This window comes from Nocardia suismassiliense, from assembly GCF_900269665.1.
Classification (GTDB): Bacteria; Actinomycetota; Actinomycetes; order Mycobacteriales; family Mycobacteriaceae; genus Nocardia; species Nocardia suismassiliense.
Genome location: NZ_LT985361.1, coordinates 3435068 through 3451196, shown reverse-complemented (window position 1 = coordinate 3451196; position 16129 = coordinate 3435068). Strand labels below are relative to the sequence as shown.

The window sequence follows — 16129 nt, the reverse complement described above, 5'->3', positions numbered from 1 at the left end:
GGCATGATTACGAAAACCGAACAATTCACCGTCCGCCACGACAGTGTCACCATTCCGGTGACCCGGGGCGGCGAAGGTCGGCCGCTGGTGCTGTGCCCTGGTCTCACCTCGACCCAGGCCGAACTATGCGAACTCGTCGAACTGTTGCGGCGCGACTTCGACGTCTTCACCTTCGACCTGCGGGGCCACGGCTATTCCTCGCCCGCGGTCCGGTACTCCTTCGACACATTCCTCGGCGACTTCGCGGCCGTGATGGCAGCAATAGGACGCCTGGACCTGCCCACCGCCCCCTCGCTCGCGGGCCACTCGTACGGCGCGGACCTCATCCTGCATTACGCCGCCGAATATCCCGGCACCGTCGGCGGGCTCATCATCATCGACGGAGCGAATCCGCTGCCCGCACCGTTCATCACCCAGGCCGACCTGCCGGAATTCCGCGCACTGTGGGAATACGTGGCGACTCGGCAGGAGACCATCAAGGGGACCCCGCATCAGGTATTGCTCACCGCCCAGCAAATCCTCGACCTCAATCTCGAACTGGATGTGATCCGATCCGGAATAGACCTCGAGATCGATGTGGTCGGGGCCGGAATCTTGGACCTCTACCGCAAGATCGACCGCCCCATCCACCTGATCATGGCGACCGCGATGGCCGGCGACAGCAGCGAAGGGCGGGTACCGCGGCACAATCGGCTCTGGCGAGCGGGTATGGACCGGCTCGTCCGGGAGCGACCGGATATTGCCATCTCCGAGCTCGACGCCACCCACGGACTGGTAGTCACGCACGCGCAGGACGTCGCCCACATCATCCGGACTGCCCATACTCCCGCCGCTCGACCGGCTTCGTAATTCAGGAAGACTGGTCCGATGCTCACCATCGGCAAGCTCGCGTCTTACGCCGGCGTAACGGTGCGCGCGGTCCGCCATTACCACGCCAAAGGGCTACTGCCGGAACCGGCACGGGACCACTCCGGCTATCGCAGCTACGACGCCGCCGCCGTAGTCGACCTGATCAAGATCCGAACCCTCGCCGAGGCCGGCGTTCCGCTGGCGCGCGTCCGAGAACTACTCCAGGCAGGCGAACAAGAATTCGCAGCAGCAGTCGCGGAGATAGATAAGCGCCTACAAGCGGAAATCGAGTTGCGCCAACAACACCGACACCGCATCGCCCGCCTCACCGCCGGAGAAAGCCTGGCTCTACCGCCGGAGGTAGTCGACTTTCTCGACCACCTCCGGGCACTCGGTGTCGACGAACGCATAATCGAGGTCGAACGAGACGGCTGGATCCCCCTATCCGCCCACTCCCCCGACCGAATCCCAGAGTTGATGGCCCGCAAACAAACCCAACTCGCCGATGCCCCACTGATCGACTTCTACCTGACCCTCAGCCAGGCCCTCGACCACACCGACAACGACCCAATCCTCATCCACCTGGTCGACAAAATATCCACCTACCTCACCCAACTAGCCGACCAGCACGGCGACGAATACATCGGCGGCAACATCGACCCCGCCCTGGCCACCCTCCTGGACACCCTTGCCCTAGACACGGCCCCACCCGCCCACCGCCTGATCGAGCTACTGCGCGAGCGCGGTTGGACGGGCTGGACGAAGCTCGAACGGGTAGACCCGCCGCGATGACGCACCGCGCCAACGGTTGTTGGTGACCTTGGACCCTCGCGGCAGGGGGTGGTTCGCTTCGATAGTTGGCGTTGTGACGGAGTTCGGGCAGGGCGGTCGGGAGTGTGCGGATGCGCTCGGGCGGGTTGCGGGTCGGCCGCAAAGTGTTGGCAGCTTTCGCTTTTGGTTTGCGGACCAGCGGTGGGAGTGGTCGGACGAAGTGGCGGTGATGCATGGGTACGAGCCCGGGGCGGTGGTGTTGACGACCGAATTGGTGCTCTCGCACGAACATCCGGAGGATCGGGCGCAGGTCGCCGCCACGCTGGCCGAGGCGATCGGTACCGGCCAGCCGTTCTGTAGTAAACACCGGATCATCGACACTGCGGGCGAGGTGCATTCGGTGATCGTGGTCGGTGACCGGCTGCTCGACGAGGACGGCGCGGTGGTCGGTACCACCGGGTATTACGTCGATGTGAGCGACTCCGTCGAACAGGGACGGCGGGAATTCGCCGAGGAGCTGCTGCCCGACCTCATCAAGGCCCGCGAGGTGATCGAACAAGCAAAGGGCGCACTGATGCTCGTGTACGGCATCAACGCCGAACAGGCCTTCCGCGTCCTGCAATGGCGCTCCCAGGAAACCAACACCAAGCTGCGCCAACTGGCAGAACTGCTCGTCACCGCGATCACCGCGATGGGCGGCGGCCCCCTCCCCCAACGCACCACCTTCGACCGCCTCCTACTGACTGTGCACACGCAGGCGCACGAAACGTCCACCCGTCATCGCTGACGATCAGCGTGCGGAAGAATCCCCGAGCGCCGCATCGGAATCCCCTACTGCTGGGCTGGATTCGGCCGGGGTTTCGGGTGACCGGCGCCGTGTGACGAGCCAACCGAAGGCGGTCGCGATCGGGAAGATGGCGACGCCGTAAACGGCTGCGGGGATCGCCATTTCGATGCTGCCGAGCACGCTGACGGCGATGGTGATGGCGATGACGCCGTTGTGGATGCCGACCTCCATCGAGCTCGAGATCGCCTGGCGGCCTTGCACACCGAGGAGCCGGGGGACGGTGTAGCCCACGGTCAGATTGATGAAGCAGAACAGGATCATCGGGATCCCGACGGCTTGCACATAGGGGACGATGTCGGCGCGCTGGTCGACGATGGTCGCCAGGATGACGAGGGTCAGGGTGAGCGCGGAACCGATGCGCACCGGCCGATCCATGCGATGGGCGAAGTGCGGCGAGAGCCTGCGCACCAGCATGCCGAGCACGACCGGGATCAATACGATCGAGAAGACCTGGACGACCTTGCCGAACTGCAAACCGACCGTGCCCGACTCGCCGGGGTCGAAGTGGTCGATGGCGAAGTTGGTGACCAGCGGGACGGTGACCACCGCGATGATCGAATTGACCGCCGTGAGAGACACATTGAGCGCGACGTCTCCGTGGAACAGGTGACTGAACAGGTTCGCCGCGGTGCCACCCGGCGACGCCGCGAGCAGCATGACGCCGACCGCGAGCAATGGCGCCAGATCGAACAGTTTGACCAGACCGAACGCGGCGATCGGCAACACCAGCAGCTGGCACACCAGCGCGATGGCGGCGGCTTTGGGGCTCTTGGCGATTCGGGTGAAGTCCTCGACGGTGAGGGAAAGCCCGAGCCCGAACATGATGATTATCAAAACCACCGGCAAGCCCACGGAGATGAGTGCAGAGTCCATGGTGTCCTCACCATTCGATCGAATCCGCCGACAGAACCGATCGCTGTCACCGGCCTGCCTCGCCGCGTGCGCACGAGGGGCGAGGGTGACTCACGTCGAGCTACGCACCGAGACAATTACCGAAACTGCCAGAAGTGCGCGAGGGACGCAAGATCAGCGGCGCACCTATCCGGTGACGGGGACCGACGAGCCGGTGGCCGGTCGCCGGCCCGCGCCGAGCACGAAGGTCAGTTCGGTGCGGCGGGCGACGTCCAGTTTGCGGTAGACGCGGGTGAGGTGTTGTTCGACGGTGCTGGTGGTGATGTCGAGGGCGGCGGCGATGTCGCGGTTGCGTTTACCGTGCGCGGCGAGTTCGGCGACACGGCGTTCGGCGGGGCTGAGGGCGTCGAGACCATGGGCGTGCTTGCGTAATCGGGCAATAGGCGCGGTGCGCTGCGGGCGGTCGCCGCGCAGGTCGTGCAGCAGCGGGTCAGCACCGCAGGAGTCGGCGAGCCGGGTGGCCTCGCGGATCAGCGTGCGGGACTTGTCGTGGTCGCCGACGGCGCGGTGTGCGGCGCCGAGTTCGCCTAGCACCGTAGCCAATTCGAGGTCGCAGCCGCCGGAGCGGGCGATCGCGGCGGCGTCCCGGAGCAGGCGGACCCGCTGGTAGCGGTCCGCGGCCACGGCGAGCAGGCGCAGCGATACCCCGCCGGTGCGGTGCTGGCCCGCGGCACCGAGCAGATCGAGATGGCGGTTCGCGACGGCGCGGGCGTGCCGGTGTTCGCCCAGCGCGAGGTGCGCGGCGGCGATGTCGTTGCGCCACGGCACCAGCCAGGGAAAGTCCATCTGCCAGCGCCGCATCAGGTGGCCGCAGCGGCGGAAGGTGCGCAGCGCCTCGTCGGCCTGGCCGACGGCAAGCTGATGGTGACCCTGGGCATGCAGGTAGAGCAGGCCGAACCGCGACTCGAAAAGGGCCCGGGGCACCGGTCTGCGCAGCTGCGCCGCGGCGTCGTCATGCCTGCCCGCCAGGGTGTGCGCGCGAATGAGCGCCGCGATCGGGATGCCGATCCAGACCCCGAGGTGTTCGGCGGGGACCACGTTCAGCGCGAGCATGGCGTCGTCGGTCGCGGCCCGCGCATTCCCTTTGCGCAGCATCGTTTCCGCGCGCAGGCCGGCGAAGATCGACTGCCAGGTCGGTGCCCGCCGCGCCTCGGCCTCGGCCAGCAGCGAGTCACACCAGGCCGTCGCGGTGTCCAGCCGGTCGGTGTAGATCAGGCAATGCACAGCTGCCGCAAGGGTTTCCACGGTGCTGGCGGCGAGCCGATGACAGGTGAGCAAACGCTGGGCGCGGGTGACGGTTTCCTCCGGCGTACACCCGTCGAACAGTCCGGTGAGCAACTGCGCGCCGAGCAGGTGCGGTGACGGTCGCGCCGCGACCGCCGGACGTCGCCGGGCCTGGGCCGCGAGCAACCGCGGGTGACGTTGCGCGTGCGGCGGATGTGTGGCCCGCAGCCAGGCGCACAGGAAGTCGACCTTCGGCGCCGCCTCGTCGAGCCTGCTGCAATCCAGTTGTCCGAGGGCCTGATCGGCGTACTGCGACTGCCCGTGCCAGAGCAGGAACATGACGGCGGCGGGCAGTCCGGCCATCGGCACCCGGCCCGCACGGATGGCCGCGCGCACCCGGGTGTAGTTGCGCGTCCGATTCGACGGGCTGAGCCGCCACTCGGCGCGCACCAGCCGGATCGCGATCGTGGCGCGCTCGGCCGCGTCCCGAGTCACCCGATAGGCCAACTCCAGTCGCTGCACCGCGCGGTCGATCTGGTCGTTCGCCAACGCCTCCGCAGCGGCGATGAGCAGCACTCCCGCCGCCCACGGATGCCCGGTGGCACCGGCCGCGACCAAGTGGTCGGCCACGGCCGCCGCCGGAAATCCTTTGTCGTGCAAAAGCTTCGCGGCACGGCGATGCAGTTCCCGGCGCACCTCCGCCGGGGTGTCGCGCAAAATGCGGTCACCGATGTCGAGATCGAACAGCGCCCGCCCGGACGAGCCCGCGGCAAGCTGGCGCACGGCCGTGCGCACCGCCGCCTCGTCGGCGGCGAGCAGTTCGGCGACCAAGCCGACCGTGCTGGCGTTGCCCAGCACGGCCATGGCCTGACCCACCTCGGATCTGTGGAGTAGCGACCACTTTTCGCGCGCAATCTGCCGGTACATACCCGAGTCCCCTTCGTCGATGAGGCGTGCCCGACTGGGGGAGGCACCATCGAAGAGACAACTCGGGTGCGCTGAAGACGCGGCATCGTCGCAGCGGGGGCATACCTGGACGCCCCATTGATCCAGCCGGTGCCACTAGCGTAGGTCGCCGAACCGCGACCTGTCCTCGAATCGCGGCAACAAGATCACGGAACGACGTCGAACAATATGGCGGAATGTTAGTTACATCAACATCTTTCGCTCGCCGCGACGCTGACCTCTCGCCCGGTCGCCACCACCGTCGGCTGCGGATGGTAGGCGAGACAGGCCGCCGCGGCGTCGTCGGCGGCCAGGAACAGCACCGTGCCCGCGGTGCCGAGCGCACCGGATTCCCGCGCGTTCAGATACGCATGGACCGGCGCCGCGGTGTAGGGATCGCCGATCGCCGGTGCGACACCGACGACCGATTCCGGTCGCAGCCCCAACGTTTCGGCGAGGCGGGCCCGGAAGCCCAGTGCAGGAGCAGGAGCGAGCAGAACCGCTCGCCCCTCGGCGAAATCGTCGCTGTCGAGGCCCTCCTCGGCCACGCAGTCACGAACGACCGCCGCCGCGAGCGTGATCGGATCCTCCGCGCCGTGCCGTACGCGCATGGCCGAACGTCCGTGCACACCGGCCTCTGCCAGCGACACCCAGGCCGACGGCTCAGCCGTCCCGGCGGTCTGCTGAGTATGCAGGCGGCCGAATCCGCCCGCGGTGGGCGTGCTTCCGAGCAGTACCGCGGCGGCCCCGGTGGTGTACGGGAACCCCGCGACGTAGCGCTGCGTCGACGGATGGGTATCCCCCGCCACCAGCAGCGCATACTCCACGTCACCGGTGGTCAGGAAGCACTCCGCGGTGCTGATGGCATGCAGCAGGCCGGTGGCGCCGTGCATCAGGTCGAAGGAGAACGCGGGCACCCGTCCGGGCTGGTATTCCAGGCCGATGCCGATCCGTTTCTGAATGAGCGCGGACACGGCGGGCTCGGAAATATTGTCGTCCCGGAAAACTCCCACATTGATCAGCATGCCGATCTCGTCGACCGAGACATCCGAACCGGCCAGGCAGGCGCGGGCCGCGCGGGTGGCCAGTTCGAAATAGCTGCCGGTGTCGAGATCGGTGTTCGTCGCGGCGGCGACAATCGTGGTACCCATGGCTCAGGCCTCCAGACGCGAAATAGTCGCGGCGAGATGACCGGACACGATGCCGGACGCCTCGGGAATCATCAGAACCTTCGACCCCTTCGGAATCTTCTGCTGCGCGAGATACTCGTGCAGCACCAGGAAATGCGAGGTCGAGGCGGTATTGCCGTACTCGTGCAATACATTCAGGGCCTGCGGCATCGGGGTACCGAAGTGCTGCTCGGTCAGGTGCCCGAGATACTCGATGACCGGTCCGCTGAATTGATGATGGATCCAGTAGTCGTATTTCTCGCTCTCCCAGGTGCGCCCGGTCTCCTTCAGGAAGGCGTCCATGCGGTTGATCGCCTGCATATACCTGCCCTCGTTCTGCATCGCGCGGTTGTCGGTGTACAGCGCGATGCCCGCGGACTGGTCGCTGGGCATGCCGAGGCAATGCTCGGCCCCGCCCGCGGCGGTCATCAATTCGACGTAGTGGATTTCGTCGTGGTCGTCGCCGCGATCGTCGAGCACGACCGCCACCGCCGCGTCCCCCCCGGTCAGTGCCGCGAACTGCGGATCGTACGGTTTGCTGATCTCCCGCACCGCGGTCTCCGCGATCGGGGTGATCTGTTCACCACTGACCACCAGACCGTTGCGCACCACCCCGGCCTTGATCATCCGGTCCAGCACCAGCACCCCGGTCATCATGCCCGCGCAGGCGTTCGAGACGTCGAAATGCCGGGCCGACGTCGCGCCGATCGCGTTGCCGAGCATCAGCGCGAAGGCCGGCGCGTAGCAGAAGACGTCCTTACCGCGGGTGCGGGTGATGGAGGCGGAGATGATGATGTCCAGCTCGTCCGCGCGGTAATCCGAATGTCGCAGACAATCGTCTATGGCCTGTAATGCCAAGTCGAACGACGATTCATAGTGATCCGGACGCGAGTCGTAGACCCGCCGATTCTTGATCCCGGTGATCCGCTCCAGATCGAGCGACCTGGGCACCGCCAGACTGTCGATCAATTCCTCGGTGGAACGGACGGTTTCGGGAGTGTACGAGCCGATCGACTCGAAACGCGTACGCTGCATTGCCCCTGCTTTCTGCAGATCAGTCGATGACAAACATCGTGTGTCGCTTGAACTTTCGACAACGTTGTCGTGGACTGCCCAGCCGCTGCGCCTAGTCGGCAGACTCGACCAGGGTCGCGCTCACCTCGCACAACTGCTGTCCGAGCGCGTCGTCCTGCGCACGACGCGACGGAGTCTTGATGCGGTTCTTCTGGAAATAAGCGCCGGTGATCGCGGCTACCTCGGGATCGGTCGCGAGATAGGTGAGCGCGCGACCGCCCTCCTCGGCGGTGATCATGAACAGCCGCTTGGCCAGCGCGACCAGCGGCTGCCCGAACCACGGCATCGAATCCCAGATGCCGGTCGCCACCGCGCCGGGGTGAAAAGCGTTGACCGTCACCCCGGTTCCCTCGACCCGGCGCGCCAGCGCCCTGGCGTACAGGATGTCGGCGAGTTTCGATCGGCTGTAGGCCTGCTCGCCGGAGTATCCGCGCGCGAGACCGAGATCGTCGAAATCCAGTGTGGCGCCGAAGTGCAGCACCGACGAGGTGAACAGGATGCGCGAGGGAGCGCTGCGCACCATCAGATCGATGAGCAGTTCGGTCAGCAGGAAGCCGCCGAGGTAGTTGACGGCGAACGTGGCCTCGATGCCGTCCTCGGTCTCGACGCGATCCTTCTGGTAGCCGCCCGCGTTGTTGGCGAGCACATCCAGCCGGTCGTATTGCGCCAGCACACTTTTGGCGAGCTGACGAATCGACGCCTGCGAGGCGAAGTCACATTCGAGGGTGTCCACGCCGCACGCACCGGCGGCCCGGACGGCGGTCGCCGCATCGGCCAGTTTCCGCGGATTTCGTCCGACGAGAACCAGCCGATGCCCCTGCGCGGCGCACTGTTGTGCGGCCGCGAGGCCGATACCCGATGTCGCCCCGGTGATCAGGATCGTCTTCATACCCGATCACCCTGCCACACGATTTCGGCCGGCCGTCGGCGTCGGATAGGGGTTGCTACATGACTGAAAGATACTGCGCGGGAACACATCTGCGGAATCACGCAGGTCGCGCGTGGTCGGCTAGAGCCGGTCGGCGCCGCCGTGCGCGTGCGCGCACACCTACGGGTAGGGGTTGATAGGGGTTCGCGCACACACCAGCGAAGGGGCAAACACTGGTCGGCGCCGGAATCAGTTCATTCTTTTACTACCGCTGCCGCCGCGTGCGCGGCAAGGCCATCCGCCATTTGCTGCATGACGCGCCGCATGACACGCTCCATCAGCCAGCCCATCCCCCATCGCGCGGAATACGTTCCGTACCAGTGAATGACCGTGCCCCCGCCCGCGGCGGGCACGAGATCGATGACCGCCTGGTAGTTGCGCAGGCTCCAGTTGAACGCGTCCTCGTAGGTGAGTTGTTTCTCCTCGACGAGTCCGGTCAGTCGCTCTCCGGTCACCGTGCGCCCGGTCCGGAACGCGCGCACCGCACCGACGCCGTCGCGGCCGTTCGGATCGAGCCCGCTGGAACGTTCCGGCACCAGGGCGTCGACGGTCGACCAGACCGGCCACGTCCGGGCATCGAGCAGCAGGCGCCAGACAATGGCAGGCGATGCCGCCGAGGTCGCGGTCGCGTCGTAACTGTGCATGATCCGCCGTCCTTTCGCTCACAGGTTGCCGGCCTGCTTCGAAACTAAACGACGGGCCCGCCCCGCAGCGATGCGCCGAATTGCCGCGTATCGATCAGATGTTGCGGTACACCGACGGCCGGACGCCGACCTGACTCAGGAACGCCGACGACAGCGCACCAGGACTGGCGAAACCGCACCGATCGGCGATCTGCCCGACGGTGAGGTCGGTGGTGGTCAGCAGCCGCTGCGCCCGCTCGATGCGCAGACGAGTCAGGAATCGATGCGGTGTCTCGCCGATCGCTTCCCGGAAGACCCGGATGAAGTGATAGACGCTCAGATGCACTTCGGCGGCGATATCGGCCAGGGTCAGCGGCTCGGCCAGCCGTTCCCGCATGACCGCGACGCTCGCGCGGACCGCCGCGTGTTCCGGGCCCGGCGGCGGCGCGTGCCGACCTCGGGTGAGCAGGTGCGTCACGAGGAACGTCGCCGCGGATTCCGCGTACATGTCGCTGGTGCCGTCGGCGGCGGGCAGTGCTCAGATCAGCTGTTCGACCACCGGATCACCCGCGTGCAGCGTGGCCGCCAGCGCCTCGAAGTCCGGCTTTCCGCCGTCGAGCTCGGCGGCCACCCGTTCGACGGTCCCGGACGGAATGTGCACCTGAACGGTGCGCATCGCCGTGGCCGCCCGATAGGCGCGCAAGCTCGGCGACTCGGGCACGATGAGCTCCAGATCGCCAGGAACCCAGCGCCTGCGTACCGGTTTCCCGTCGGCACGAGTGCGCATCGCCACGTCGCCTGCCACGTAGAGCACCAGATGCAGATCGGCCGCGCCGGGCATCGGCAGGTCGTCCGCCTGGCGAACATGGTCGAAGCACTGCACCAGCAACGACCGCCAGCTCGCGTCGTGCCAACTGCAATAGGTGCGCCGCACATACGCCGGCATGTCGAAGTCCGCGTACCGCGCGAGATCGAAATCAGGCGAGTCGAACACCACCAGCCAAGCCTAGGCCCGGTGCCGGAACCCGGCCGGCGGCATCCGAGGCGAATTGCACACCGGATCCAGGGGAATCCCACAGCGTTGCGCCGAATCCCCGAGCGAGGTGAATGATCGTTGTGCGAGGGTGATTCCGGGCCGCCCCGTACACCGGAATCGGCCTGATCGAGCCGAATATGGTGGGTTCCCACAACCTACGGACCGGTAACACCCGATCGGGTGTGCACATATTTGTCTGAGAGGTGCACACTACGCGGGACCGAGAGTTGCAAACCTCACCCGTTCAACGGGTCAGCTTTCAGGAGAGGAAGGAGTCGGCGAGTGTTCAGCCGCATCGCCATCGTGAACCGGGGAGAGGCCGCCATGCGCCTCATCCACGCCGTCCGAGACTTGGCCGCGGCGACCGCGCGACCGATCGAAACCGTAGCTTTGTACACCGATGTCGACCGGAACGCGACGTTCGTGCGCGAAGCCGATATCGCCTACGACCTCGGTCCGGCCGCCGCCCGCCCCTACCTGGATCTGAAGGCGCTGGAAAAGGCGCTGGTGGAGACCGGGGCCGACTCCGCTTGGGTCGGTTGGGGTTTCGTCGCCGAGGACCCGGCGTTCGCGGAACTGTGTGAACAGATCGGTGTCACCTTCATCGGCCCGAGCCCGGACGCCATGCGCAAGCTCGGTGACAAGATCGGCGCGAAGCTGATCGCCGAGGAGGTCGGCGTGCCGGTCGCGCCGTGGAGCCGTGGCGCGGTCGAGACCGTAGAGGCCGCCATGACGGCCGCCGCCGAGATCGGCTACCCGTTGATGCTGAAGGCGACCGCCGGTGGCGGCGGGCGCGGCATCCGGGTCGTCACCAACGACGCCGACCTCGTCGACGCCTACGAGCGCACCCGGCAGGAAGCCGCGCGCGCGTTCGGCAGTGGCGTGGTGTTCCTGGAGCGTCTGGTCACCGGTGCCCGGCACGTCGAGGTGCAGGTGATCGCGGACGGTCAGGGCACCGCGTGGGCGCTCGGCGTCCGCGACTGCTCGGTGCAGCGGCGCAACCAGAAGGTGATCGAGGAGTCGGCCTCGCCGGTGCTGCGCCCCGAGCAGGCGGCCGAGCTCAAGGCGTCGGCCGAGCGGCTGGCGATCGCCGTCGGTTACCGCGGCGCGGCGACCGTCGAGTTCCTCTACCACCCCGGCGACCAGCTGTTCGCCTTCCTCGAGGTCAACACCCGACTCCAGGTCGAGCACCCGATCACCGAGTACACCACCGGTTTCGACCTCGTGCGGGCCCAATTGCATGTGGCCTCCGGCGGCAAGCTCGAGGGCGACATGCCCATCGAGCGCGGCCACGCCATCGAGGCCCGGCTCAACGCCGAGGATCCCGACCGCGACTTCGCCCCCGCCCCCGGACGCATCGCGCGGCTGAATCTGCCCGCCGGGCCCGGCATCCGGGTCGACACCGGCGTCAGCGAGGGCGACACCATCCCCGCCGACTTCGACTCGATGATCGCCAAGATCATCGCCTACGGCCGGGACCGCGAAGAAGCGCTCGGCAGGCTGCGCCGGGCCGTCGCGCAGACCAGGGTCATCATCGAGGGCGGCGCGACGAACAAGAGCTTCGTGCTCGACCTGCTGAACCAGCCCGAGGTGATCGACGCCAGCGCGGACACCGGCTGGATCGACCGCGTCCGCGGCGAGGGCCGCCTCGTCTCGCACCGGCACTCCGCCATCGCGCTGGCCGCCGCGGCCATCGACGCGTACGAGGAAGAGGAGCGGGCCGAACGGCACCGGCTGCTGTCCACCGCGTCCGGCGGGCGTCCGCAGGTCCAGCACGAGAGCGGACGACCGCTCGACCTCAAGCTGCGTGGCGCGAGCTACCGCGTGCGGGTCGCGCGCATCGGCGCCCACCGGTTCCGCATCGGCATCGAGGCGGCCGGTGACATCCGCACCGCCGACGTCGATCTCGAACGTTTCGACCGGCACACCGGGCAGATCATGGTGAACGGCACCCGCTACCGGCTGACCACCGGCACGCACGGTCCGGTGCATCTCGTCGACGTCGACGGGGTGACCCACCGGATCAGCCGGGACGAGGGCGGCGTGGTCCGCTCCCCTGCCCCCGCACTGGTCGTCGCCACCCCGCTCGCGGTCGGCGCCGAGGTCGAGGCCGGTGGCCCGGTCCTGGTGCTGGAGAGCATGAAGATGGAGACGGTGCTGCGCGCGCCGTTCAAGGCGCGGCTCAAGGAATGCGTCGTATCCGTCGGTAGCCAGGTGGAGACCGGCGCGCCGCTGCTGTGGCTCGAGCCGCTCGGCGACGGGGACGAGGCGGAGGAGGCAGCCGCGGTCGGCACGGTCGAACTCGACCTGCCCGTCGGGTCCGCGCGGATCCAGCCGCACGAGCTGACCACCCGCGGCCAAGAGGATCTGCGCAGCCTGCTGCTCGGCTACGACGTCGACCCGCACGACGATCGCCGTGTGCTCGACGACTACCTCACCACGCGCCAAGCGGCGCTCGCGGACGGTCGCAGGCCGCTCGCCGAGGAACTCGAACTGATGGAGGTGTTCGCCGACCTCGCCGAGCTGAGCCACAACCGCTCCTCGGGTGAGGACGGCCAGTACAGCCACGTGCACAGCGCGCGCGAGTACTTCCACACCTACCTGCAGAGCCTCGATGTCGAGCGGGCCGGGCTGCCGGAGTCGTTCCAGGCCAAGCTCGCCAACGCGCTCGGGCACTACGGGGTCACCGAACTGGAGCGCACCCCCGAGCTCGAAGCGGCGGTCTTCCGGATCTTCCTCGCCCAGCAACGCCCGTCCGACACCGTCACCGTGATCACTACGCTGCTGCGCGAGTGGCTGCGCGAGCCGATGCCGGATCGGGCCCTGCGTGAGCCCGTCGGTCTGGCGCTGGAGCGGCTGGTAGCCGCGACACAGGTGCGTTTCCCGGTGATCGCCGACCTCGCGCGCGGCGTGGTGTACGCCTGGTACGGCCAGCCGCTGCTGCGGCGCAACCGGGCCCGGGTCTACACCAACATCCGAAAGCACCTGCGCCACTTGGACGCACACCCGGACTCGCCGGATCGCGCCGAGCGCATCTCCGACATGGTGCGCAGCACCGAGCCGCTGGTGCGGCTGCTCGGCCAGCGGCTGGTGCGCGGCAACCAGGACAACACCGTCATGCTGGAGGTGCTGACCCGCCGGTACTACGGCAACAAGGGTCTCGAGGGGGTGCGCACCCACGAGGTGGGCGGCTGCACCTTCGTGATCGCCGAGCGCCGCGGCCTGAGCCTGGTCTCGGCGGCCGTGCGCTTCGACGCGCTGGCGGACACGCTGCGCGGGCTCACCGAACTGGCCCGCGGCTCCGCGTCCATCGACGCCGACATCTACCTCAGCTGGGAGAAGCAGCCCGCCGACTTCGACGCGATGGCGGCGGCACTGCACGAGGTGCTCGGCGCGCATCAGCTGCCCAGCCAGGTGCACCGGATCACCGTCGCGGTGGCGGGCAGCGGCGGCGCGGTCATGCACCACCACTTCACCTTCCGCCCGTCGGCCACCGGCATGGCCGAAGAGCGCCTGATCCGCGGTCTGCACCCGTACATCGCACAGCGGATGCAGATGCAGCGGCTGCGCAAGTTCGATCTCACCCGGCTGCCGTCCTCGGACGACGAAGAGGTGTACCTGTTCCGCTGTGTCGCCAAGGACAACCCGTCCGACGAGCGCCTCATGGCGTTCGCGCAGGTCCGGGACCTGGCCGCACTGCGCGAGCAGGACGGCAGGCTGCTCGCGCTGCCGACCGCCGAGATCGCCATCGCCACCTGCCTCGACTCGATCCGCCGGGCGCAGTCGCTGCGGCCGTCGGCCAACCGGTTCAATACCAACCGCATCGTGATGTACATCTGGCCGCCGATCGATGTCACGCCGGAAGAGCTGGAGACGGTCGTCAAGCACGTGCGGCCGACCACCGCCGGTGCCGGACTCGAAGAGATCCTGCTCATCGCGCGGCAGCGTGATCCGAAGACCGGCGAGCTGACCAAGGTCGCCGTGCGCATCGGCTTCGACGCCACCGAGGTGACCATCGGCGAGCGGGCCGACGACGTGATCGAGCCGCTCGACGCGTACCGGCAGAAGGTGCTGCGCGCCAGCAGCCGCAACACCGTGTACCCGTACGAGCTCACCGGGCTGCTCGGTGAGTTCACCGAGTACGACCTCGACGCCGACCATGTGCTGGTGCCGGTCGACCGGCCCAAGGGCCGCAACACCGCGGCGATCGTCGCGGGTGTGGTCAGCACGCCGACGCCGCAGCATCCGCAGGGTGTCACTCGGGTGGTCCTGCTCGGTGATCCGACGAAATCCCTTGGTGCACTGTCGGAACCGGAATGCCGCCGAGTGATCGCCGCGCTGGATCTGGCCGACCGGCTGCAGGTGCCGCTGGAGTGGTACGCGCTGTCCTCCGGTGCCCGGATCTCGATGGAGTCCGGTACCGAGAACATGGACTGGGTGGCGGCCGCGCTCAAGCGGATCGTCGAATTCACCCAGGACGGCGGCGAAATCAACATCGTGGTCTCCGGCATCAACGTCGGCGCGCAGCCGTACTGGAACGCCGAAGCCACGATGCTCATGCACACCAAGGGCATCCTGGTGATGACGCCGGACTCCGCGATGGTGCTCACCGGCAAGCAGGCGCTGGACTTCTCCGGTGGCGTGTCGGCCGAGGACAACTTCGGTATCGGCGGCTACGACCGGGTGATGGGCCCGAACGGCCAGGCGCAGTACTGGGCGCCGGACCTGGCCGCGGCCCGCGATGTGCTGATGTCGCACTACGACCACACCTACATCGCGCCCGGTGAGCAGACGCCGCGGCGTTCGCAGACCAGCGATCCGGTGGACCGCGACGTCTCCGACTTCCCGCATCTGCTGGCCGACAGCGACTTCACCACCGTCGGTCAGATCTTCTCCGCAGCGGCCAATCCGGATCGTAAGAAGCCCTTCGACATCCGGACCGTCATGCGGGCGCTCGCCGACCAGGACCACCCGGTGCTGGAACGCTGGGCCGGCATGGCCGACGCGGAAACGGCGGTGGTGCAGGACGCGCACCTCGGCGGAATCCCGGTGTGCCTGCTCGGTATCGAGTCCCGCGGCGTGCCGCGACGCGGGTACCCGTCCACCGACGGCCCGGACACCTACACCGCGGGCACCCTGTTCCCGCAGTCGTCGAAGAAGGCCGCGCGGGCGATCAACGCGGCCAGCGGCAACCGGCCGCTGGTGGTGCTGGCGAACCTGTCCGGCTTCGACGGGTCGCCGGAGTCGATGCGCAAACTCCAGCTGGAGTACGGCGCCGAGATCGGCCGGGCCATCGTGAACTTCCAAGGGCCCATTGTGTTCTGCGTGATCTCGCGGTATCACGGTGGCGCGTTCGTGGTGTTCTCCAAGGCGCTCAACCCGAATATGACCGTGCTCGCGCTGGAAGGATCGTTCGCCTCCGTGCTGGGCGGTGCGCCGGCCGCTGCGGTGGTGTTCGCCGGTGAGGTCAACGCACGCACCGCCGCCGATCCTCGGGTCCGGGACCTCGCGGCGCGCGCCGCGAACGCCTCCGGCACCGATCGGGCGACGCTGACCGCGGAACTCGACGAAGCCCGGTCCGCGGTGCGCACCGAGAAACTGGGCAACGTCGCCGCCGAGTTCGACCGCGTGCACAACATTCAGCGCGCTGTCGAGGTCGGTTCGGTCGATGCCGTGATCAGCACCGCTGAGCTGCGCCCGCGCATCATCCAGACGATCGAAGCTGGGCTGCCCGCCTGATTGTCGAGTGGC

The 16129-nt window shown here is 67.7% G+C and carries 12 protein-coding genes; 4 read left to right on the top strand and 8 right to left on the bottom strand.

Features of this window, described 5'->3' with window-relative positions:
• Nucleotides 1-3: 3 nt before the first annotated feature.
• Genes DBO33_RS15595 through DBO33_RS15585 form a run of 3 tightly spaced genes read left to right on the top strand, consistent with a single transcriptional unit; the run spans nucleotide 4 to nucleotide 2407 of the window.
• Nucleotides 4-849 carry an alpha/beta hydrolase gene (locus DBO33_RS15595; protein ID WP_199856647.1) on the top strand — a complete coding sequence of 282 codons (846 nt, stop codon included), beginning with the start codon at nucleotides 4-6 and terminating at the stop codon, nucleotides 847-849.
• A gap of 18 nt (nucleotides 850-867) precedes the next feature.
• Entirely contained in the window at nucleotides 868-1641 is a 774-nt protein-coding gene (locus DBO33_RS15590; RefSeq protein WP_107655681.1) for a MerR family transcriptional regulator, read from the top strand.
• Nucleotides 1642-1663: 22 nt separating this feature from the next.
• Entirely contained in the window at nucleotides 1664-2407 is a 744-nt protein-coding gene (locus DBO33_RS15585) for a PAS and ANTAR domain-containing protein (RefSeq protein WP_407670512.1), read from the top strand.
• 3 nt (nucleotides 2408-2410) lie between these two features.
• On the opposite strand, the gene DBO33_RS15580 is transcribed toward DBO33_RS15585, so the two are convergent.
• The 8 genes from DBO33_RS15580 to DBO33_RS43560 form a co-directional block, all read right to left on the bottom strand.
• A complete protein-coding gene (locus tag DBO33_RS15580) occupies nucleotides 2411-3340 on the bottom strand; it encodes a bile acid:sodium symporter family protein (protein ID WP_107655679.1) in 930 nt (309 codons plus the stop codon).
• A 165-nt stretch (nucleotides 3341-3505) separates the two neighbouring features.
• Nucleotides 3506-5467, bottom strand: coding sequence for a LuxR family transcriptional regulator (locus DBO33_RS15575; protein WP_159080285.1), 1962 nt, complete (start codon nucleotides 5465-5467; stop codon nucleotides 3506-3508).
• 290 nt (nucleotides 5468-5757) lie between these two features.
• Nucleotides 5758-6699, bottom strand: coding sequence for a hypothetical protein (locus tag DBO33_RS15570; protein ID WP_107655677.1), 942 nt, complete (start codon nucleotides 6697-6699; stop codon nucleotides 5758-5760).
• Nucleotides 6700-6702: 3 nt separating this feature from the next.
• Nucleotides 6703-7752: a 3-oxoacyl-ACP synthase III family protein gene (locus DBO33_RS15565; protein ID WP_107655676.1), complete on the bottom strand. Its 1050-nt coding sequence runs from the start codon at nucleotides 7750-7752 to the stop codon at nucleotides 6703-6705.
• Nucleotides 7753-7843: 91 nt separating this feature from the next.
• Nucleotides 7844-8680, bottom strand: a complete 837-nt coding sequence (locus DBO33_RS15560) for an SDR family oxidoreductase (protein WP_107655675.1) — start codon at nucleotides 8678-8680, stop codon at nucleotides 7844-7846.
• 233 nt (nucleotides 8681-8913) lie between these two features.
• Nucleotides 8914-9363 (bottom strand): SRPBCC family protein, encoded by a 450-nt coding sequence (locus DBO33_RS15555; RefSeq protein WP_107655674.1) that lies wholly within the window; start codon nucleotides 9361-9363, stop codon nucleotides 8914-8916.
• Nucleotides 9364-9457: 94 nt separating this feature from the next.
• Complete coding sequence (locus tag DBO33_RS43565; protein WP_199856646.1) at nucleotides 9458-9850, bottom strand: helix-turn-helix domain-containing protein; 393 nt, start codon at nucleotides 9848-9850, stop codon at nucleotides 9458-9460.
• A 30-nt stretch (nucleotides 9851-9880) separates the two neighbouring features.
• Complete coding sequence (locus tag DBO33_RS43560) at nucleotides 9881-10339, bottom strand: hypothetical protein (protein WP_199856645.1); 459 nt, start codon at nucleotides 10337-10339, stop codon at nucleotides 9881-9883.
• A gap of 321 nt (nucleotides 10340-10660) precedes the next feature.
• On the opposite strand from DBO33_RS43560, the gene DBO33_RS15545 reads away from it, so the two are divergent.
• On the top strand, nucleotides 10661-16117 hold the full coding sequence (locus tag DBO33_RS15545) for an ATP-binding protein (RefSeq protein ID WP_107655673.1): 5457 nt from the start codon (nucleotides 10661-10663) through the stop codon (nucleotides 16115-16117).
• Nucleotides 16118-16129: the final 12 nt, after the last annotated feature.